This is a genomic window from Amycolatopsis iheyensis, assembly GCF_024703995.1.
In the GTDB taxonomy this organism is placed as follows: Bacteria; Actinomycetota; Actinomycetes; order Mycobacteriales; family Pseudonocardiaceae; genus Amycolatopsis; species Amycolatopsis iheyensis.
Map to the genome: position 1 here is coordinate 316,118 of NZ_JAMXQV010000003.1, position 19,781 is coordinate 335,898.

Below are 19,781 nucleotides of genomic sequence, written 5' to 3' on the forward strand. Positions count from 1 at the left end.
GTTAGCTATCTAAGGAGTGTGATGGCGGCCACCGAGCCCGACCTGCGGTCCGTGCTGCCGCGGCTCATGCAGCTGGGCACGTTGCTGAACCGCAGCGGCCTGGGCGAGCGGGCGATGAAGAGCATCGGCGCCGACCTCGACCGGCCCGGGTTGTCGATCCTGCTCGCCCTGCAGATGACGGGGAAGGCGATGCGCGTCGGCGAGATCGCGGATCGGATGCAGGTCGCGGGCCCGCACGTCACCCGCCACCTGCACGTGCTCGAACGACGCCGGCTGGTGCAAGGCCTGCCCGACCCCGACGACCGCCGCGCGCGCCTGGTCGAGCTGACCCCGGAGGGCGCCGAGCTGGCGGGCCGGTACGTGACGACGTTGCTGGGCTGGTTCGGCGACGCGCTGTCCGGCTGGTCGCCCGAGGACCGCCGGACGTTCTTCGACCTGCTCCTGCGGTTCACCGACGACCTTTCGGCGTTCCTGTCGACGGTCGACGGGCAGGCTGATGAGCGGTGACGGCCACGGGCCGGACCCGGCGCGGATCACCGACGGCGCGAGCTTCGTGCGCGAGGTCGACCTGTTGCGCCGGCTGGCCGCCCGGGGGACCGGAAAAGCCCGGGTCAGCCTGACCGAGCTCGCCCGGTCGGTGGACCTGCCACGCTCGACCCTGCACGCGTACGTGTCCGGCAAGATCCACCCGCCGTCCGACGTGTTCGACCGGATCGTGATCGCCCTGCGGGTGCCACGCGCGGCGTGGGGGAGCTGGAACGAAGCCTGGTTCCGCGTGGCTGCCCACCTGCACTCGGCGAAGCGGGCGTCCGACGTCCCGCGGCAGCTGCCTCCCGATGCCGGCGGTTTCGTCGGGCGAGAACGGGATCTCGCCGCGCTCGACCGGCTGGTGACCGGCTCGCCGTTCCTGCTCGTCACGGGAATGCCGGGGGTCGGCAAGACGGCGCTGGCGGTCCACTGGGCGCACCGGGTCGCGTCGAGCTTCCCCGACGGCCAGCTGTTCGCGAACCTGCGGGGGTTCGCCGACGCGCGCCCGGCCGAGCCGGCGGACGTGCTGGCCGGGTTCCTGCGGGCGCTGGGCGTCCGCGAGCTGCCGGTGGAGCTCGACCAGCTCGCGGCGGCCTTCCGGTCCGCGGTCGCGGGCCGGCGCGTGCTGGTGGTGCTCGACGACGCCGGTAGCGCCGAACAGGTGCGGCCCCTGTTACCGGGCACCCGGACCGGCGCGGTCGTGATCACCAGCCGGACCCGCCTGGCCGGGCTGGTCGCCCGGGACGGAGCCGCTTCGCGGGCACTGGAACCGCTCGAGGAGGGGGAAGCCCTCGGCCTGCTGCGCCGGGTCGTCGGACCGGACCGGGCCGACGCCGAACCGGCCGCGGCCGCCGAGCTGGCCGAACTCTGCGGCCGGCTGCCGCTCGCGCTGCGGATCGCCGGGGCACACGCCCGGATCCGGCCGGGCACCGCCCTTTCCGCGATGGTCGACGAGCTCGACCCGGTGGACCCGCTCGCCGTCCTCGACGCAACCCTCGACCGGGAGACCGCGGTGCGGGCGGCGATCGCCCCGTCCTACCGCGTGCTGGAACCCTTGGCGCAACGGGTGTTCCGGCTCTTCGGCCTGCTGCCCGGCGGCGGCGTCGAGCTCAGGGCCCTCGCCGCCGCGACGAGGCTGGCGACGGACGAGCTGCGGGCGGTCGTCCGCACTCTCCTCGACCTGCACCTCATCACCGAACAGCCGCTCGCGCGCTACGCCCAGCACGCGCTTCTGCGTTCGTGGGCCCGGATCCGCTGCCTCGAAGACGATGCCGACGACGACCGCGCCGCCGTGCGGCTGCGGCTGATCACCCACTACGCCGGGCTCGCGACGGAGGCGGCACAGCTGCGACACCCACGCCCCTACCGGATCGCGTACGCGGCCGTTCGACCCGAGGGCACTTCGTTCGCGGACGCCGGCGAAGCGCTGACCTGGTTCGACGCCGAATTCACCACATTGACGACAGTGACCCGGCAAGCCGCCGAGGCGGGACTCGCCGCACTGGCGACGCAGCTGTGCGTCGCCCTGCACTTCGAGTTCGAACGCCGTCGCTCCGCGGAGTGGCTCGAGGTCAGCGAAGCCGCACTCACCGCGGCACGCGACGCCGGGGACACCGCCGGGCAGGTGCTGTGTCTGCGGGTGCTCAGCAGCGCGCACTGGAGCCGGTCGGACCACGCCGGAGCCCGCGCCTGCCTCGACGAGGCCGTGCAGCTCGCCGGCGAGCTGGGGGCGTCGGATCTGAAGGGGATCACCCTCAGCGATCTGGGCCGCACGTCGGTCACGATCGGCCGGCTCCGGGACGCCGCCGGCTACTACCGGCAGGCGTTGGAGCTGGAGCTGCGCACCTCCGGGGGCGCGTCGATCCCCAACCTGGTCGTCCTGGGGGACGTCCTCTGGGAGCTGGGTGAGCTGACCGGTGCGCGCGATCACTACGCGGAAGCCATCGCGACGGCGACGCGGCAGGAGTACGCGGCCGGGCTGCAGCTCGCCGAAAGCCACGCCGGCCGGGCCGCCCAGGCGCTCGGCGACCTCCCGCGCGCCGTCGAGCACTACCGGCGGGGGCTCGAGCTGAGCCGGTCGGGAGGCGAGCACGCGGACGAAGCGAGCGTCCTGGCCCACCTCGCCGGGGCGCTGCGTGATCTGGGCGAGTACGAAGCCGCGACGGCGACGGCCCGTGAGGCGCTGGCGAAGGCGACCGGACTGGCGATGACGCGGACGCAGGCCGGCGCACGTCACGTCCTGGGCACGACGCTGGCCAAGCTCGGCCAAGACGACGCGGCGCAAGCCGAGCTCGAAGCGGCTCTGGCGTTGTCGACGGCGGCGAACCACCCGCGTGGCCGAGGTGACGCGCTGGTCGCGTTGTCCGGGGTGCACCTGAGGCGAGGAGCGGTCGAGGAGGCCCGGGCCGCCGCGGAGCTGGCGAGGGCGATCAGCGAGGAGACAGGGCACGGCCTGATCCAGGCGGACAGCCTGCTGGCCACGGCGGCTGTGGAGCTCGCGTGCGGCGACCTCTCGGCTGCCCGGGTGCGGGCCGGGCAGGCTCGTGCGCTGCACGTGGCGGCGGGATGCCGACCGGGTGTCGAGCGCGCGGACGCACTCCTCGGGTAGCACCGGCGACGAGTGTCCAGCTTTGTCCAGGATCCGCCGGTGGACGGCGATCACCGTGGTGGAGTGTGGCCCTCGGCGGTTCGGCGGTCCGAGCGCCGGGGAGGGAGCGAAGACGCCGAACCGCCGTGACCCGAGCGAGAGAGGGCGTCGTCGTGAGACTCGCCATGATCGTCGCCGCGCTGGCGATCGTCGTGGTGCCACCCGCCCAGGCGGATGCCGGGCTGGGTCGTTCCTGCCTGGTGGTCACGCGGATCACCACGGTACGGATCCAGCACCCGGCGGCGGGGACGGTTTACCGGATCGTGCCGCTCAAGATGTGCGTGCGGGTGGTGACCCCGCAGTTCGTTCCCGAACCGGAGACCTGACGAAACGCCCCCACAGCGAGGCCGCGCCGATCGAGGTGGCCAGCAGTGCGACGCTGCCCACGACGTCGAGAACGTAGTGGTTCCCCGTCGTCAGCACGTCGGCTGTCATGAGGGCCGGGAACAGCCACGGCAGCAGGGCCAGGCGTGGGTGTGCGGCCCGCAGCGCGGACCACACCGCGTACGCGCACCACAGCGACCAGCCCACGTGCATGCTCGGCATCGCCGTGTAGTGGGTCGGGTGGGTCCAGCTCTCCATGGCCACGATGTCGTACCTGGCCACGATGTCCACTGCGCCGGGCAGCGCGAACCGCGGTGGTGACATCGGGGCGGCCCAGTAGACCGGCAGGACGAGGACCATCATCGCGACCATCGTCCGGCGCACCTTGCGATAGACCGCCGGGTGTCGGAGGAACACCCAGAGCAGCGTGCCGGCCACCGCCACGTAGTACAGGCGGTACAGGTACACCGCGAGGTGGGCGAGGAGCGGGTTCGCGGCCAGCCAAGCGTTCGCACTTCGTTCGATGTCGACGTGCAGAGTGTGTTCCGTGGCCTGGAGGGCCAGTGCGTTGGCGGTGGCCGCGGTGAAGTCCTTGCCCACTGCGGCATCGAGACGGGTGAAGAGGAGGAACCCTAGGCCCAGGAAGATCAGCTCGGTGAGCACGGCGGGGCGCTCGCCGGCACTCCGGAAGAGTGCCCGGACGCGCTGCTGGGCCGTGCCCTCCGGCGGGTTCACGCGGCCACCCTAGCCGGGAGGGCATGACGGCCAACGCACGTCATGCCGCTCGGGCAGAGTGGGAGCATGTCCCCTTACGCGCCCCTGCCGTCCCACCTCGAGACCGAGCGGTTGCTCCTGCGCCCGTGGGCCGACCCGGACGCCGCCGAGCTCCGCCTCCTGCACGCCGAGCGCGGCAAGGGGACACCGGCTCTCGAGTACACCCAGGGGCTGATCGCGAAGCAGCGCACCGCGACGACCGGGTTGGCCCTGCTGCCGATCCAGCGCCGTGCCGAAGGCGACTTCATCGGCTACTGCGGGCTGATCATTGGCCGCGCGTCGCTCGAAGAACCCGAGATCGCCTACGAGCTTTTCCAGCGGGCGCACGGACAGGGCTACGCCACCGAGGCGGCCCGCGCGGTGCTCGAAGCCGCGAAGGCGACCGGGCGGGACCGGCTCTGGTCGACCGTCGGCACCTGGAACACCGCGTCGCTGCGGGTCCTCGAGAAGCTCGGGTTCGAGCGCGACCACGTGTCCGGCGACGTCGTCTGGCTCACCCGGTCGTTGCGGTGAGGTGGCGGAAGAGGTCGGCGAGCCCGAACTCCCAGCGGGGCAGCTCTTCGGCGTACCCCACGGTGTTCACGAGCGCGCCGAGGTGGCGGCTGCGGATCTCGACGACGTCGCCGGGCTTGTGGGTGAAGCCCTCGCCGGGGACGTCCCGGTCGGTCGTCGGCGCGAACAACGTGCCGGTGTAGAGCGCGAAGCCGTCCGGGTACTGGTGGTGGTCGCCGATGGTGGCCGCGACCAGCTCCTCGAAGGGGCGGCTGATCCGGGCCAGGCTGTTGCGCCCGTCGAGCCGGAAGCCGTCTTCGCCGGTCACCCGCAGCAGGATCTCCTCGGACCGCAGGGTGTCGAGGGTGAAGCCGTCGTCGAAGAGCCGGATGAACGGGCCCAGCGCGCTGGAGGCGTTGTTGTCCTTGGCCTTGCCGAGCAGCAGCGCCGAGCGGCCTTCGACGTCACGGAGGTTGACGTCGTTGCCGAGCGTCGCGCCGACGACCCGGCCCCGCGAGTCGGCGACCAGGACGAGCTCGGGCTCGGGGTTGTTCCACGTCGACGCGCGCGGAACACCGATGCCGGCGCCAGGCCCGACCGAGGAGAGCACCGGGGCCTTGGTGAACACCTCCGGGTCCGGTCCGATGCCGACTTCGAGGTACTGCGACCACAGACCTTGCTCCTGCAGAACGGTTTTCACGCGCAGCGCTTCGGGGGAGCCGGGCCGGATGTCGGACAGACCGCTGCCGAGGGCTTCGACGATCAGCGCGCGGGCTTCGGCGGCCCGGGCGGGGTCGCCACCGGTGCGTTCCTCGATGACGCGTTCGAGGAGGCTGTCGACGAAGGTGACCCCGCACGCCTTGATCACCTGCAGGTCGACCGGCGCGAGCAGGTGCGGCCGGGCCCGGTCCTGCCGCAGCGACGCGTCGAGGACGTCCTGCGTCCGCCACGTGGGTGCGCCGGTGACGGCCGCGCGGACGAGGTCGCCGTGGTCCGGACGTTCGAGCAGCTCGGACACGGTGCCGCTGACACCGCGCAGATCGTGGACACCGTCGCCCCGGACGGCGACCACGCGCGGCCCGGTCCCGTCGTGGAGGCGGCCGAGCAGCAGCGCGTGGTCGGCGTCGTCGGGCAGAAGTGAAGGGGTCATGCCCCCCAGACTGCCTCAGCCGGCGGGGTTGCCGGCGTAGGTGACGGTGATGTTCTTGAAGCCGAGCGACTGCAGCAGCCCGGTCAGCATCGTCTTGGTGTTGCGCTCCGCGTCCGCCACCAGCGGGCTTTTCGCGGCCGCCGCCTGGATCTGCTTCTGCGCCAGCTCGTAGAGCGCCTGCTGCGAGTTCGGGTTGCCGCTGAGGAAGTCGTTGATCCGGTTGAACACGCCCTGCTGCTGCGCCAGCACGCGTGACTCGTGCACGTTCAAGGTCGCGGGCTCCAGTTGCGCGTGGCCCAAGGTGATCGTGGCGGACTGGCGGTCGTCGGAGACCTTGACGGCGTCGCCCTTGAGCCGCGAGAAGTCGACGTACGCGTTGTCGGTGCCGACGCCGAGGAACAGCGTCTGGCTGCCGGCCAGGAAGTCGGGCAGCGCGTTACTGGTGGTGATGTCGACGACGACCTGGAACGAACCACTGGCGGCCTCGTACCGCGACAGCTCGACGATCGACTGCAGCAGCACCGGACCGGAGTGTTCTTCGGTCTTCTCGGCGAACGGATTGCGCAACTGGGGCAACAGGTGAACCGCCGAAGCGACCAACACCGCCGCCACCAGAATGACCACTGCCGCGCCCACGGCGACGAGCCGCTTGCCCCAAGCACCCATACCGGGAGGAATACCCAAACGGGGGGCGAGTCAAGCGTGGCGGGTGGGCGGACCGGTGCTGTCCACAGTGGAGGAACCGGCGGTTCAGTGGATGTGCGACTGCCAGTCGTCGGGGACTCGGCCCTCCGGGCCCGGTGCCGGCTGTGTCACCGGGTGGTGCTCCGGGGGTGCCAGCGCCGGGCCGTCGTAGGCCTCGCCCGTCTCGAAGCTGTAGAACCAGTTCTCGCCCGGCTCGAAGCTGCGGATCAGCGGGTGCCCGGTCGCCTTGTAGTGGGCCGTCGCGTGCTGGGCCGGTGAGCTGTCGCAGCAGCCGATGTGGCCGCACTGGGCGCAGCGGCGCAGGTGCACCCACCAGCCGTCCGCGGAGAGGCATTCCGCGCAGCCGGTGCCGCTGGGCGCGGCGGTGACGTCGATTCCCTCGATTTCGGGCATGCCGACAGTCTGCCCCGCGCCGGGCCCACGCGCACCCAGGGGTTCAGTCCCCGGTGGCGTGGCGCGCCAGCCGGTCGAGGGCGGCCGCGGTCGTCGCGACGACGTCCGCCGTCTTCTCCGACAGGCCGTGGCGCCCGGCGATCCACTCGACCCGGTCGTAGGTCACCCAGGCCTGGTCGTCCTCGTCCGCCCAGACGAGGAACTTCAGCGGCAGGTCGATGCCGGCGACCTGGTTGTCCTGCATCAGCAGGGTGCCGCCGCGGGGGTTGCCGAAGACGAGCAGGAACGTCGGCCGCAGCGGCAGGCCGACCTCGCGGGCGTTGCGGGCGTGGTCGACCCGGGCGAAGACGGTGAGCCCGGCCGCCGCCACCGCCGCCTCGAGCCGTTCGACGGTCGTGGCGGCCGGCCACTGGCTCGCGACGGTCGTCAGGCCCTGCTCGTCCACGCGTCCTCCTCGGCCGGGGTGGCTTTCATCTTCTCACCCGCGAACCCGCCCGGGCTGGGTAGCGTGGCCGGTATGGGGGACATCGCGATCAGCCTGCTCGGGCCGCTCGAGGTGCGGGTCCGGGGTGACCTCGTCGCCATTCCCGGCAGCCGGCCCGCCGCCGTGCTCGCCGTGCTGGCGCTGTCGGCCGGGCGGCCCGTCGGGGTGGACGCGCTCGTCGAGCAGGTCTGGCGGGAGCAGCTCGGCGATCTGCGCAACGCCGCCGCCGTCAGCGTTTCCCGGCTGCGCAAGGTGCTCGGCGGCGACGCCGTCGTCGCCGAAGGCGGGGGCTACCGGCTCGCCGTGCCGCAGGGGAGCGTGGACATCGACCGCTTCACCGCGCTGCTCGAAACCGCCGGTGGCAGCGCCGACGCGCGGCTGGCCCGGATCGAGGCCGCTCTCGAACTCTGGCGGGGCGAGCCGCTCACCGGGGTCGCCGTCGAGGCGCCCGCCGATGTCGGGCGGCTGCGGGAGCTGCGGCTGCGTGCCCTCGAACTCGCCGCCGAGCTGCGGCTCGAGCTCGGCCGGCACGAAGACGTCGCCGCCGACCTGGCCGCGCTCGTCGCCGCCTACCCGCTGCGGGAACGGTTCACCACCCTGCTGATGGCCGCGCGGTACCGGTGCGGGCGGCAGGCCGAGGCACTCGGCGCGTTCGAGCAGCTGCGGACCACCCTCGCCGACGAGCTCGGCGTCGATCCCGGGCCCGCCGCGCGGCGCCTGCACCAGCAGATCCTCGAGGCCGACCCCGCCCTCGACGCCCGGGCGCCGCACGTCCGCCCCGCGCAGCTGCCGCCACCGCCGCCCGCTCTGGTCGGTCGCGAGGCCGAGCTCGCCGCCCTGCGCGAGGTCGGTGCCGGGACGCCGTCGATCGCGATCGTGACCGGGCCGGCCGGGGTCGGCAAGACCGCGCTGACGCTGGCGTGGGCGCACGCGGCCCGCCCGGAGTTCCCCGGCGGCCAGCTCCACCTGGACCTCAACGGCTTCGGCCCGGGCGAGCCGATGGCCACCCAGGACGCCGTCACCGCGCTGCTGCAGTCGTTGCAGGTCGGCGAGCCGGACCCGGGGGCGCCGCCGGAGACGCGGTCGGCGCTGCTGCGGACCGCGCTCGCCGGGCGGCACCTGCTGCTGGTGCTCGACAACGCCCGCGACAGCGCGCAGGTCCTGCCGTTGCTCGGCGACGGCTGCGTCACCGTCGTCACCAGCCGGAACCGGCTGTCCGGCCTCACCACGCGGCACGCCGCCCGCCGCGTCGTGCTCGAGCCGCTGCCGGCGCCGGATGCCGTGCGGCTGCTCGCGTCCGTGGCCGGGCCGGACCGGGTGGCCGCCGAGCCGGCCGCCGCGGCGGCCGTCGTCGAGTGGTGTGGCCGGCTGCCGCTGGCCACGGCCATCGTCGGCGAGCGGATCGCGCGTGGCCCCGGGGTGCCGCTCGCCGAGTTCACCGCCGAACTGGCCGGGGAACAGCGGCGGCTCGACCTGCTCGACGTCGGCGGTGAGCCGGCGACCGGGATGCGCGTGGTCCTGGGGTGGTCCTACGCCGCGCTGCCGCCGGAAACGCAGTCGTTCCTCCGCCGGCTGGGCGCCCATCCGGCGCCGGAGATCGACCTCGCCGCCGCGGCCGCGGCCACCGGGGTCACGGTGGCGCGAGCCCGCGCCGCCGCCGACGAGCTCAGCGGCCTCCACCTGGCCCGGCGGCTCCCGGGGCACCGGCTCGGCGTGCACGACCTGGTCCGGGCGTACGCCGACGAACTGCTGGGCACCGAGCGGGCGGCGGCCCGCGCGCGGCTGGTCGAGTGGTACCAGCACACGATCGCCGCGGCGTGCGCGCTGCTCGACCCGCGCGGCCGGCCGGTGCCGTTGCCGCCACCCGGCGACGGCGTCAGCCCGCTCGTCTTCACCGGCCGGGCCGAGGCCCTGCGGTGGTGCGACGCCGAGCGCACCACGGTCGCGGCCATCGCCGCGACCGCCGCACGCGACGGACAGCACGAGGCGGTCGGCACGCTCGCCGAGCTGTACTGGGGGTATCTCGACCTGCGTGGCCGGCCGGGGGAGGTGCGGGCGATGTGCGAGCTCGCGGCCTCGAGCGCGCGGGCCGCCGGCGACCGCGTCGCGGAAGCCCGGCACCTCAACCGGCTCGGCATCGCGCACCTGCTGCTCGGCGAGTTCGCGGCCGCCGAGGAGCGCGGCTCGGCCGCGCTCGCCCTCGACCGGGCGCTCGGGGACCACGCAGCCGAAGCGGAAACGCTGACGAACCTCGCCCGGATCGCGATCACCGCCGGCCGCCCGGCGGACGGGATCTCGTCGTGCCGCCGGGCCCTCGCCCTCCTGCCCGAGCCCGAACGCGGCTGGCGCGCGTGGAACAACCTCGCGACCGCGCAGCAGAACGCGGGGCACACCGAAGCTGCCCTCGACTCCATCGAACGCGCCCTGCACGCGGCGGACCTGCACGGCGAGACCGGCGGGCACCAGCTCACCCTCGACGCCGCCGGCATGCGCGCCTACTCCCAGGACACGCGCGGGCACATCCACCTGCGGCTCGGCGCGCCGGAGGCCGCCCTCGCCGACTTCCGGCACGCCCACCACGTCGCCGTCGAGCTCGGCGAATGGCGGCTCGAGGCGGAAGCCCTGATCGGCGCCGGGCACGCGCTGCACGTCCAGGGGCGGGCCGAGCGGGCACACGAGACCTGGCACAAGGCCCTGGACGTCTACGCGGACGTCGAGGCGCACGCGGCGATCGCCGAGCTGCGCCGCACCATGGCGGAGTGCTGCCCGCGAGCGTGACCGCGCCCGACGGATGTCGTGGGCCGGCCTGGTGGCAGCAGGCATTCGTCGGCTGTGCGCCACCTCGTGCCGGATCCAAGATGGGAACAACGCAACGCTGGAGGTGTGGTGGAAAACCTGGAGACGACCGAAGCCCATCGGAAGGTCACGGAGCACCTGCGGGCGGTGCACGAGCCCGCGTTCGGGCGCCCGCACTCGATCCGTGAACCGCAGGTGACGAGCGACGGCGAGCGGGTGGTGGTGACCGGCGCCGTGCTCGACGAACTGAAGGGCGTGCCCCGGACCGCCGTGTACACCGTCGAGGACGGCGAGCTCCGGCCGGTCACCACCGGGCAGGGCTCCGCGCGGGGTGCGCGGTTCTCGCCGGACGGGCGCACGCTCGCGTTCCTGGCCGACCGCCGGAAGGCGGGGGAGTTCCAGCTCTTCCTGCTGGACGCCGGCCGCTTCGGCGAGGCCCGGCCCGCGCCGGAGGTGCCCGGCACCGTCGAGTACGCGCACTGGTCCCCGGACGGCGCCAAGGTGCTGCTCGGCGTGGCCGGGCTCGGCGCGGACCTCTCCGGCGGGCAGGGCTCGGGCACGAACTCGGCCCCGGGCGCGGAAAAGCCGTCGTGGTTCCCGGAGCTCGACGACGGCAGCCACGACGGCGGGTGGCGCAGCCTGTGGGTGCACACCGTCGCGACCGGCGAGCTGACGCGGGTGTCGCCGGAGGGGCTGAACTGCTGGGAAGCCGGCTGGTGCGGCGCCGAGCAGGTGGTGGCGATCGCGTCGGACGCGCCCGGCGAGGACGAGTGGTACATCGCCCACCTGGCCCTGCTCGACCTCGACGGCGACGCCCGCAAGCTGCTGGGCAGCGACGTCCAGCTGGCCTTGCCCGCGGGCTCCCCGGACGGCGAATGGGTGGCCGTCGTCGAGGCCGTGTGCAGTGACCGGGGGGTGGTCGCGGGCGATCTGCTGCTCGTCGAGGCGGCCACCGGGACCGTGCGGCGGGTCGACACGGACGGCGCCGACGTCACGCAGCTGCAGTGGCTCGACGCCGAGCGCCTCGGCTACGTCGGGCTGCGCCGGCTCGACTCGGTCGCCGGGATCGTGGCAGGCGGCAAGGTCACCGAGGTGTTGTCGGCCGGGCTGTCGTGCTCGGCGGGCGGGTTCCACCCGCAGGGCGCGTTCACCGCCGACGGCCGGCTCCTGACCGTGCAGGACTCCTACGAACTGGCGCCGCAGCTGGTGCTCGACGGGACCCGGCTCGCGTCGGTGGCGCACCCGGGCACGGAGTTCGTCCGGTCGGTGGCCGGCACGGCCGAGGTCGTGACGTGGCCGGCGCCGGACGGCCTGGAGATCGACGGCATCCTCTGCCGCCCGGCCGGGGACGGGCCGTTCCCGCTGGTGGTGAGCATTCACGGCGGGCCGATCTGGTCGTACCAGAACTCGTGGTCGATGCGCTACGCCTGGGTTCCGCTGCTGGTGCAGCAGGGGTACGCGGTGCTGAGCCCGAACCCGCGGGGCAGCTCGGGCCGCGGGCAGGAGTTCGCCGCGCGGGTCGTCGGCGACATGGGTGGCGCCGACACCCACGACTACCTCTCCGGCATCGACGCGCTGGTCGAACGCGGGCTCGTCGACGGCTCGAAAGTGGGCCTCATCGGCGGCAGCTACGGCGGGTTCATGTCGTCGTGGCTGGTCACCCAGGACACGCGGTTCGCCGCCGCGGTGCCGGTTTCGCCGGTGACGGACTGGTACAGCCAGAGCTTCACGAGCAACATCGCCGCGTGGGGCAACCGCTTCCTCGACGCGGATCCCGAGCAGCCCGGCACGCTCGCGCACACGCGCAGCCCGGTGCTGCACGCGAGCAAGGCACGCACGCCGTGCCTGAACATCGCGGGGGCGCGGGACAACTGCACGCCGCCCGGGCAGGCGAGGGAGTTCCACCAGGCGCTGCTGGCCCAGGGCGTGCCGTCGGTGCTGGCGATCTACCCGGAGGAAGGCCACGGCGTCCGGGCGTTCCCGGCGCAGCTCGACTTCCTCGCGCGGACGCTGCAGTGGTTCGAACGGCACATGCCGGCGTCGCCTGCGCAATAGTTGCGTGCGGTACGCAAAGGGTGGGGTGCGGTCGCGGACAGTGACGATCTACTGTCCCTTTCGGGCCGTTTGCCGGGGTCGTCCAGGGGAAGCGGTGTGCCCAGGCCGTCCACCGTGAGCGAGGTACCCGATGCCGACCACCGACGCGCCCGCTTCGCCCGCGCCCACGACCGGGGCGGTCCGCCGCTACCGGCCGGAGCTGCAGGGGCTGCGGGCGGTCGCGGTGGTGCTGGTCGTCAGCTACCACGTGTGGCTGGGCCGGGTCTCGGGCGGCGTCGACGTCTTCTTCCTGATCTCGGGCTTCCTGCTCACCGGGCAGCTGGTCCGGGCGGCCGGGCGCGGGCCGATCGCGTTCCGGCCGCTCTGGGGCCGGATGATCAAGCGGCTGTTCCCGGCCGCGCTGACCGTGCTGCTCGGCGTGCTGGTGCTCGGCATGGTCCTGCTGCCGGAGGACCGGTGGTTCCAGACCATCGGGGAAGTGTTCGCCTCGGCGCTCTACGTCGAGAACTGGCGCCTCGCCGCCGATTCGGTCGACTACTTCGCCCAGCACAACACCGCGAGCGTCGTGCAGCACTTCTGGTCGCTGTCGATCCAGGGCCAGTTCTACGTCGCCTGGCCGCTGCTGATCGCCCTCGTCGCAATGCTCGCGACGCGCCTGCGCCGGTCGCTGACCGCGTCGGTCGCGGTGGTCCTCGCGGTCCTGTTCGCCGGCTCGCTCGCCTACTCGGTGCACCTCACCGCGGTGAACCAGCCGCTGGCCTACTTCCACTCGGCCACCCGGATCTGGGAGTTCGCCTTCGGCGGCCTGCTCGCGCTCGTGCTCGACCGGGTGGTGCTGCCCCGCCTGGCGCGGATCGTGCTGGGCTGGGTGGGCGTCGCCGCGCTGATCACCTGCGGCCTGGTGCTCGACGTCGGCGAGGTGTTCCCGGGCTGGGCGGCGCTGTGGCCGACGACGGCCGCCGCGCTGGTGATCCTGGCCGGCGCCACCGGGAGCGCGGTGGCCGCCGATCGCCTCCTCGCCTCGAAGCCGCTGGAGTACGTCGGAAACCTCAGCTACGCGCTGTACCTGTGGCACTGGCCGGTCCTGGTGCTGTACCTGGTCGCCCGGCACCGGGAGGTGGTCGGGCCGCTCGGCGGCGCGGTGGTGATCGGGACGTCGGTGCTGCTGGCGGCGGCGACCCACCACTTCGTCGAACAGCCGCTGCGCACGTCCCGGGTGGGGGAGCGGACCCGCTGGGGCGCCTACCGCTTCGGCGTCCTCGCGCTGCTGCCGGTGCTGGTGGTCACGCTCGGCTGGCAGGTCGCGAGCACGAAGAAGGCGGGCTTCTCGATCGCGCTCGACGACGACGACCACCCGGGCGCGCTGGCCCGCGACCCGGACTCGCCGAAGAAGACCGTGCCGGGCAAGGACGTCGTGCCGCCGATGATCGCCGTGCCGAACGACTGGGGCGGCTTCGCCGACGCGGGCTGCGTCCGGTCGCGGTTCGACGAGATCCTCGAGGTCTGCACGTGGCGTCCGGCGGGGACGCCGTCGAAGCGGCTCGTCGCGGTCGGTGATTCGCACGTCCAGCAGTACCTCGCCGCGCTCAAGCCCGCGGCCGAGAAGAACGGCTACCAGGTCACCTTCATGCTCAAGGGCGCCTGCCCGTTCTCCACGACGTCGGACGCGATGCCCGGCGACCCCGGCTGCCTCGCCTGGAACGCGGCCGCGCAGCGGGAAATCCTGGATCAGCGCCCGGACGCCGTGGTGACGCTGTCCACCCGTGACGTCCGGCCCGGCCTGACCGAGCAGACCCCGCAGGGGTTCGTCGACCAGTGGCGGGTGCTCGACCGGGCCGGCATCCCGGTCGTCGCGCTCCGGGACAACCCGCGGATGGGCTTTTCGCCGCCGGCGTGCGTCGAGGCCCACGGCGTCAAGGCGCCGGAGTGCAGCGTCCCGCGTGCGACGCTGCTCGCCGACCCGCCGCCCTACGACGGCCGGGCGGACATCCCCGCGAACGTCTCCTTCCTCGACTTCGGCGACTACTTCTGCGGCCGCTCGTCGTGCCGCCCGGTGGTCGGGAACGTGCTGGTGTACATGGACGACAACCACGTGACGGCGAGCTTCATGGCCACGCTCTCGCCGGTGCTGGAGAAGGCCATGGTCGCCGCGCTCGGCTGGTGAGCGGGGCCGGTCAGAGCCCGTCGGCGACGCCTTCGCGGCGCGGACCGGTGCACGTGCCCAGGCTGCCGCCGGCTTCGCGCCAGGCCATCTGGTAGGTGCCCATGTGGTAGTCGTAGGCGGGCAGGGGATTGGTCAGCACGCCGAGTTTCGCCAGCCCGGCGGGCACGTCCGGACCGACCCGGGACTCGACCGAGATCGTGTGGTCGTCCTCGTACGGCAGGCAACGCGGGGCGTCGTCGGCCGCGTAGGGCGTCATGCCGAAGTCCAGGATGTTCGACAGGACCTGCGGGACCGTGCAGTGCACGTTGCCCGGGGAACCCAGTGACAGCCACGGTTTCCCGTCGCGCAGGACCATCGTGTTGGACAGGATCGAGCGCATCCGGCCGCCGCCGGTCACCCAGCCCTCGATCGGCGAGGCCAGGCTGTTCATCGCGTGGCTGCCGACCATCGGCACGCCGCCGACGACCTCGCCGGGGATGCCGCCGCTCTGCAGCGTGTTCATCAGCTGCACCCAGTTGCCCTGCTCGTCGACGACGGTGAGCTCGCAGCTGCCGGCGGGCTGCTTCGACGCTCCCGACGCGGCCATGGCGGGCGCCCCGCGGGTGAGCTTGACGTGCTCGGTGAGGTCGACGCGGGCCTTCGCGTTGCGGAGGATCTCCGCGAAGCCCTTGATCAGCGCGGGCGAGGTGAGTGGGCCGGTCGTGTCGCCGAAGACGCCGGGATCGTTGAGGATGCCCGTCTCGAGGGTGGCGCGGCGCAACGCGTGCGCGAGGTAGTACAACGCCTCGGCGTTCGCCGACCAGTGCCCGACCGAGGTGATGTCGAGCTCGTCGAGGATGCCGAGCACGATCTGGCAGTAGATGCCCTGACGCTCGGGCGCCGACTGCTGGACGATCGTGGCTCCCTTGTGCTCCCAGCGGTGTCCGGCGGACCACCGCGGCGGGATCGCGGTGAGGTGCTCCGGTTTGACGCCCCAGCCGAGCGCGTTGCCGCGCGCGACGAAGTCCCGGGCCCACTGGCCGGTGAGGAAGTGGTCCGGGCCTTCGGCCGCCAGCGCGCGCATCGTCGCGGCCAGTTCCGGGGACGCCCAGCGGTCGCCGACCTGCGGGAGGTGCCCGTCCGGGGTGAAGTGCTCGCGGCCGGACTCGGTGTAGAGGAAGAAGTCGACGGTCTGTGCCATGACGAGGTGCTCGAACGACGTCACCTCGTGGCCTGCTTCGGCCCAGTGGACCGCGGACTCGCACAGCCGCGCCCAGGGCAGGGTCGCGTACCGCTCGTAAAGCGCTTTCATGCCGGGCATGAAACCCGGCACGACGGCACGGGGCGTGCCGGGCGCCGCCGCGTAAAGCCCTTTGCCCATCGGGATCGGGGCGAACGGCGGCAGGCCCGGCACGATCGTGCCCATGCTGTTCAGCTCGGCGACTTCGCCGGTCTTCGCGTCGTGGACCAGCGCGGTGACGGTGCCGGTGTGGTTGGTCATGTCCTGCTGGACGACGGCCTGCACCAGGCTCCCGGCGATCGCGGCGTCGACGGCGTTGCCGCCCGCACGCAGCGTGTCGAGCATCGTGTCGGTGACGATCCGGTGCTGGCTCGACGCCACGGCCCGCCGCCCGGTCACGGGCTCCTTCGGCCCGACCCGGCCCGGTCCGGTTGCCACAACGGTGGTCATGCTCCTCCTCGGCTGCCGTCCGGGCGTCGGGGTGTGACACCCAGCTGTTTCATCACGAACGCGAGCCACGAGGTGTGCTCCTCGACGGCCACGTCCTTGTCGGTGGCCCAGCCGTGGCCGACGTCGCGCCAGACCCGCAGCAGGACGGGGTTCGGCCCGCTGGTCGCGGCCTGCAGGCGGGCGGCGAACTTGCGGGCGTGCCAGGGCGGGCAGCGCGGGTCGGTGTCACCCGCGTCGAGGTAGACCGCCGGGTAGTCGACGCCGTCGCGGACCAGGTGGTACGGCGAGAGCGACGCGAGCCGCCGGACGTCGTCCGGGTCGTCGAGGTCGGCCAGCTCGAGGTCGATGACGAACCGGCCGTAGCCGTCGCGGGTCGCCCCGATGGCGTCCAGGAACGGCACTCGCGGCACCGCCACGGCCCACAGCGCCGGCCGGAGCGTGGCCGCCACCCCGGCCAGCAGCCCGCCGTTGGAGCCGCCGCTGACGGCGAGCAGGCCGGGGCTGGTGACGCCGGTGGCGACGAGGTCCTCGGCGATCGCGTGCAGGTCGTCGTAGCAGTTCTTCTTGTGCTTCTGGCGGCCCTGCTCCCACCATTCGCGGCCGAACTCCCCGCCGCCATGCAGGTGGACGTGCGCCAGCACCCCACCCGCGGCCACGAAGGCCGCCATCGGGCCGAGGAAGACCGGGTGCCACGGTGCGTTGAACCCGCCGTAGCCGAAGACCAGCGTCGGCCGGGGCCGGTCGAGCCGGACGTCCGCGCGCCGGACGAGGTGGTACGGGACGCGCGTGCCGTCCGGCGAGGTGGCCCAGCCGTCTTCGACCACCGCGTCCGGGATCCTCGTCCGGGGCGTGGCCAGTTCGTCCACAGTGGACCCGGGTCGGTGCCGGTAGTAGCCGGCCGACGACGTCAGGGTGGTGAAGGCGAAGGCGTATTCGTCGTCGCGGCCCTCGGGGTGGAGCGCCATCAACGGGAACGGGTGCTCGATGACCGCGCCGCGGCCGGGGAGCGGGACGTGCCCGGCCGGCGCGCCCTCGGCGGTGAAGATCCGGACCTGGCTGTAGGTGTCCTCGAGGCCGAGGACGTAGAGGTGGTCGCCGACCGGCGTCAGCGACCTGAGCGCGGCGGCGGACTCGGGCACCAGCTCGTCCCAGGTGGCCGGATCCGACGGCGCCGGGCCGTCCAGCGCGACGGCGATCACCCGGCCGCGCGGCGCGCCGAAGTCGGAGACGGCGATCCACCGGTCGCCGACGAGGTGCCCGTACAGGCTGCCGACGGCGGGGTCGGTGACGAACGGCCGCCAGGCAAGCCCGGGCAGGTCGGCCACCGCGACCGGGATCGGCGCCAGCATGCCCTGGACGGCGATCGCGCGCCGGCCGTCGGTGGAGAAGACCACGGTCCGGTAGTCCTGGCCGGGCAGCCACGGCGCGTCGACCTTCGTGACGCGGTCCGGTTCGGGCCGGTACAGCAGGACTTCGTGCCGCAGGTCGGTGTTTTCGCCGACCATGCTGGTGAAGAAGAACCCGCTGGAGTCGGGCAGCCACCGCGCGCCGCCGGTCCAGTTGTCGAGCAGCGGCTGTGGTGGCGCGGGCAGCCGTTCGCCACTCTTCGAGTCGATCAGGCGGATGGTGTTGCGTTCGCTGCCGTCGTCGCAGACCCCGACGGCGACGTACCGGCCGTCGGGGGAGGCGGTCACCCAGGAGACGAACGGTGGCTTCGCCGGGTTCTCGTCCGTGGCGTCGAACAGCACTTCGCCGTCGCCGAACCGCTCGTCGGAGAGGATCACCCGCGCCTGGGTGGCGCCTTCGGGGATCTCGCTGCGCACCCAGCGCGACCCGGCGGGCGACGGGTACGACCCGGACCGGGCGGTAAAGAAGTGCCGGACGCCCTCGCGAAGGGTGTCGAAGTGCGGCCAGTCCTTGACGTGGGCGTCGGCGAGCTCGGCCTGCTCGTCCTGCCAGCGGCGGACTTCGTCGGTGCGCTCCTCCAGCCACTGGTACGGGTCGGGGAAGGTGACGCCGGCGACCTCGACGACGGCGTCCGTCGTGCGGGTCGCGGGGTAGCGGCTCACCGGATGTCCTTGACGACGCGGCCGCGCTGGAGCACCAGCTTGACCTGGCCGGGGTCGTCGAAGACGAGTGGTTCGGCCAGCGGGTCACTGCCGAACACGGTCAGGTCGGCGAGCTTGCCAGGCTCGATCGTGCCGACCTCGGCGTCGATCCGCAGGACGCGGGCGTTGTCCCGGGTCGCCGAGACGAGCGCCTGCATCGGCGACTCGATCTCACTGCGCAGGAGCAGCTCACGCCCCCGGTGGGCCTGCTTCGGCCCGACGTAGTCCGAGCCGGACCCGATCAGCACGCCGGCCGCGCGGGCGGCGCGGATGGCGTCGGCCTGGCCGTCGATGACGTGGCCGACGCGCTCGCCGATGTGCGCGGGCAGGCCGGCCTCGGTGGAGTCCTTGAGGAGGGCGTGCGCGACGGCGAGGGTGGGCACCAGCGCGACCCCCTTTTCGGCCATCAGAGTGGCCATTTCGGCGTCGATCGCGGAGCCGTGTTCGACGCACTTCGCGCCGGCCTCGATGGCGGTGCGCAGGCCTTCGTTGTTGTGCGCGTGGACCGTGACGTAGGTGCCGCGGGCCCGCGCCTCGGCGACGGCGGTGGCGATCTCGTCGTGGGTGAACTGGGTGTCCGTGAGCTTGTCGTGCCGGGACACGACCCCGCCGGTGACGCACATCTTGAGGAAGCCGGCGCCGCGGCGGAAGGCTTCCCGGGCGTTGCGGCGCACGGCGTCCGGGCCGTCGGAGAGCAGGGAGAGGGCGACCAGGCCGGGGATCTGGCGGGCGGCCCAGTCGTCGGCGGAGTCCCATTCCGCGCCGAGGTAGCCGTGCCCGCCGGTCTGCGCGAGCAGCGGTCCACAGTGGAGGATGCGCGGCCCGGGGATCCGGCCGTCGGCGACGACCCTGGCGAGGCCGTCGTCGATGCCGCCGGTGTCCCGGACGGTGGTGAAGCCCTCGTCGAGCGTCCGCCGGCAGTTGGCGAACATGTCGGCGGCGATCTCCGCGACCGACAGCTGCCGCGAGGTGCTCAGCTTGTCGAGGTCACTGGAGAGGCCGAGGTGGACGTGCGCGTCGATGAGCCCGGGGGTGAGGTGCAGGCCGGACAGGTCGAGCACCTCCGCCCCCGCGGGCGGCTCGCCTCCGACGGCGGCGATCCGGCCGTCTTCGACGAGGACGGCCTGCCCCGGGACCGGATCCGCGCCGGTCCCGTCGATCACGGTCGCTCCTGCGAGCCACATGACGTACTCCCGTCGGTGCGTGGGTGCCTCGGACCACTGTGAGCCGTGCGGGCGCACGGGGCCAATGGACATCGGTCGAGCGGCGGGCGCCGGGAGCGCGACAGGTGTCGGGTTCGCGGGGGTGGCAGGTGGTGGGCGCCGGAGCGGGTGCGCCCGCCCGGGGCGGCGCTGACTCGCGCGGCCTGAGTTTCCGCGAGGCTCCCGCCTCGGGCCGCCCCGTGAGCGAGCGCCGGCCACGGGACCGACCCCGGGTGGCGCCGGGAGCGTCCACACCGGCCTCGGGCCGGGTGCCGGGCCGCGCGGCTGCG

The 19,781-nt window shown here is 73.4% G+C and carries 15 protein-coding genes; 7 read left to right on the forward strand and 8 right to left on the reverse strand.

Annotated features, from left to right (window positions below):
• Positions 1-21: 21 nt before the first annotated feature.
• From M8542_RS08730 to M8542_RS08740, 3 genes are all read left to right on the forward strand, one after another.
• Entirely contained in the window at positions 22-507 is a 486-nt protein-coding gene (locus M8542_RS08730) for a MarR family winged helix-turn-helix transcriptional regulator (protein ID WP_257919520.1), read from the forward strand.
• Complete coding sequence (locus M8542_RS08735) at positions 497-3,136, forward strand: ATP-binding protein (RefSeq protein WP_257919521.1); 2,640 nt, start codon at positions 497-499, stop codon at positions 3,134-3,136. The genes M8542_RS08730 and M8542_RS08735 overlap by 11 nt, the downstream gene beginning before the upstream one ends.
• A gap of 152 nt (positions 3,137-3,288) precedes the next feature.
• Complete coding sequence (locus tag M8542_RS08740) at positions 3,289-3,501, forward strand: hypothetical protein (protein ID WP_257919522.1); 213 nt, start codon at positions 3,289-3,291, stop codon at positions 3,499-3,501.
• Here M8542_RS08740 and M8542_RS08745 read toward each other — a convergent pair.
• Positions 3,446-4,234: a phosphatase PAP2 family protein gene (locus M8542_RS08745; protein ID WP_257919523.1), complete on the reverse strand. Its 789-nt coding sequence runs from the start codon at positions 4,232-4,234 to the stop codon at positions 3,446-3,448. The genes M8542_RS08740 and M8542_RS08745 overlap by 56 nt on opposite strands.
• A gap of 66 nt (positions 4,235-4,300) precedes the next feature.
• Between M8542_RS08745 and M8542_RS08750 the strand changes: the two genes are divergently transcribed.
• On the forward strand, positions 4,301-4,786 hold the full coding sequence (locus tag M8542_RS08750) for a GNAT family N-acetyltransferase (RefSeq protein WP_257919524.1): 486 nt from the start codon (positions 4,301-4,303) through the stop codon (positions 4,784-4,786).
• On the opposite strand, the gene M8542_RS08755 is transcribed toward M8542_RS08750, so the two are convergent.
• The 4 genes from M8542_RS08755 to M8542_RS08770 form a co-directional block, all read right to left on the reverse strand.
• Positions 4,767-5,915 carry a fumarylacetoacetate hydrolase family protein gene (locus M8542_RS08755; RefSeq protein WP_257919525.1) on the reverse strand — a complete coding sequence of 383 codons (1,149 nt, stop codon included), beginning with the start codon at positions 5,913-5,915 and terminating at the stop codon, positions 4,767-4,769. The two genes, M8542_RS08750 and M8542_RS08755, sit on opposite strands and share 20 nt — an antisense overlap.
• Positions 5,916-5,930: 15 nt before the next feature.
• Positions 5,931-6,581, reverse strand: coding sequence for a DUF4230 domain-containing protein (locus M8542_RS08760; RefSeq protein WP_257919526.1), 651 nt, complete (start codon positions 6,579-6,581; stop codon positions 5,931-5,933).
• Between the two features lie 84 nt (positions 6,582-6,665).
• On the reverse strand, positions 6,666-7,013 hold the full coding sequence (locus M8542_RS08765; protein ID WP_276586138.1) for a UBP-type zinc finger domain-containing protein: 348 nt from the start codon (positions 7,011-7,013) through the stop codon (positions 6,666-6,668).
• Between the two features lie 43 nt (positions 7,014-7,056).
• A complete protein-coding gene (locus tag M8542_RS08770) occupies positions 7,057-7,458 on the reverse strand; it encodes a DUF302 domain-containing protein (protein ID WP_257919527.1) in 402 nt (133 codons plus the stop codon).
• Between the two features lie 72 nt (positions 7,459-7,530).
• Between M8542_RS08770 and M8542_RS08775 the strand changes: the two genes are divergently transcribed.
• From M8542_RS08775 to M8542_RS08785, 3 genes are all read left to right on the forward strand, one after another.
• Entirely contained in the window at positions 7,531-10,275 is a 2,745-nt protein-coding gene (locus tag M8542_RS08775) for an AfsR/SARP family transcriptional regulator (protein WP_257919528.1), read from the forward strand.
• A 105-nt stretch (positions 10,276-10,380) separates the two neighbouring features.
• Complete coding sequence (locus M8542_RS08780) at positions 10,381-12,348, forward strand: S9 family peptidase (RefSeq protein WP_257919529.1); 1,968 nt, start codon at positions 10,381-10,383, stop codon at positions 12,346-12,348.
• A gap of 130 nt (positions 12,349-12,478) precedes the next feature.
• On the forward strand, positions 12,479-14,512 hold the full coding sequence (locus M8542_RS08785) for an acyltransferase family protein (RefSeq protein ID WP_257919530.1): 2,034 nt from the start codon (positions 12,479-12,481) through the stop codon (positions 14,510-14,512).
• Between the two features lie 10 nt (positions 14,513-14,522).
• Here the strand turns inward: M8542_RS08785 and M8542_RS08790 are convergent, their stop codons facing one another.
• From M8542_RS08790 to M8542_RS08800, 3 genes are read right to left on the reverse strand one after another with little or no spacing between them, the layout of a single operon-like run.
• Positions 14,523-16,181 (reverse strand): gamma-glutamyltransferase, encoded by a 1,659-nt coding sequence (locus M8542_RS08790; RefSeq protein WP_257919531.1) that lies wholly within the window; start codon positions 16,179-16,181, stop codon positions 14,523-14,525.
• Complete coding sequence (locus tag M8542_RS08795; protein ID WP_257919532.1) at positions 16,178-18,250, reverse strand: prolyl oligopeptidase family serine peptidase; 2,073 nt, start codon at positions 18,248-18,250, stop codon at positions 16,178-16,180. The genes M8542_RS08790 and M8542_RS08795 overlap by 4 nt, the downstream gene beginning before the upstream one ends.
• Positions 18,247-19,452: a metal-dependent hydrolase family protein gene (locus M8542_RS08800; protein ID WP_257919533.1), complete on the reverse strand. Its 1,206-nt coding sequence runs from the start codon at positions 19,450-19,452 to the stop codon at positions 18,247-18,249. Before M8542_RS08800 ends, M8542_RS08795 begins: the two co-directional genes overlap by 4 nt.
• Positions 19,453-19,781 lie beyond the last annotated feature (329 nt).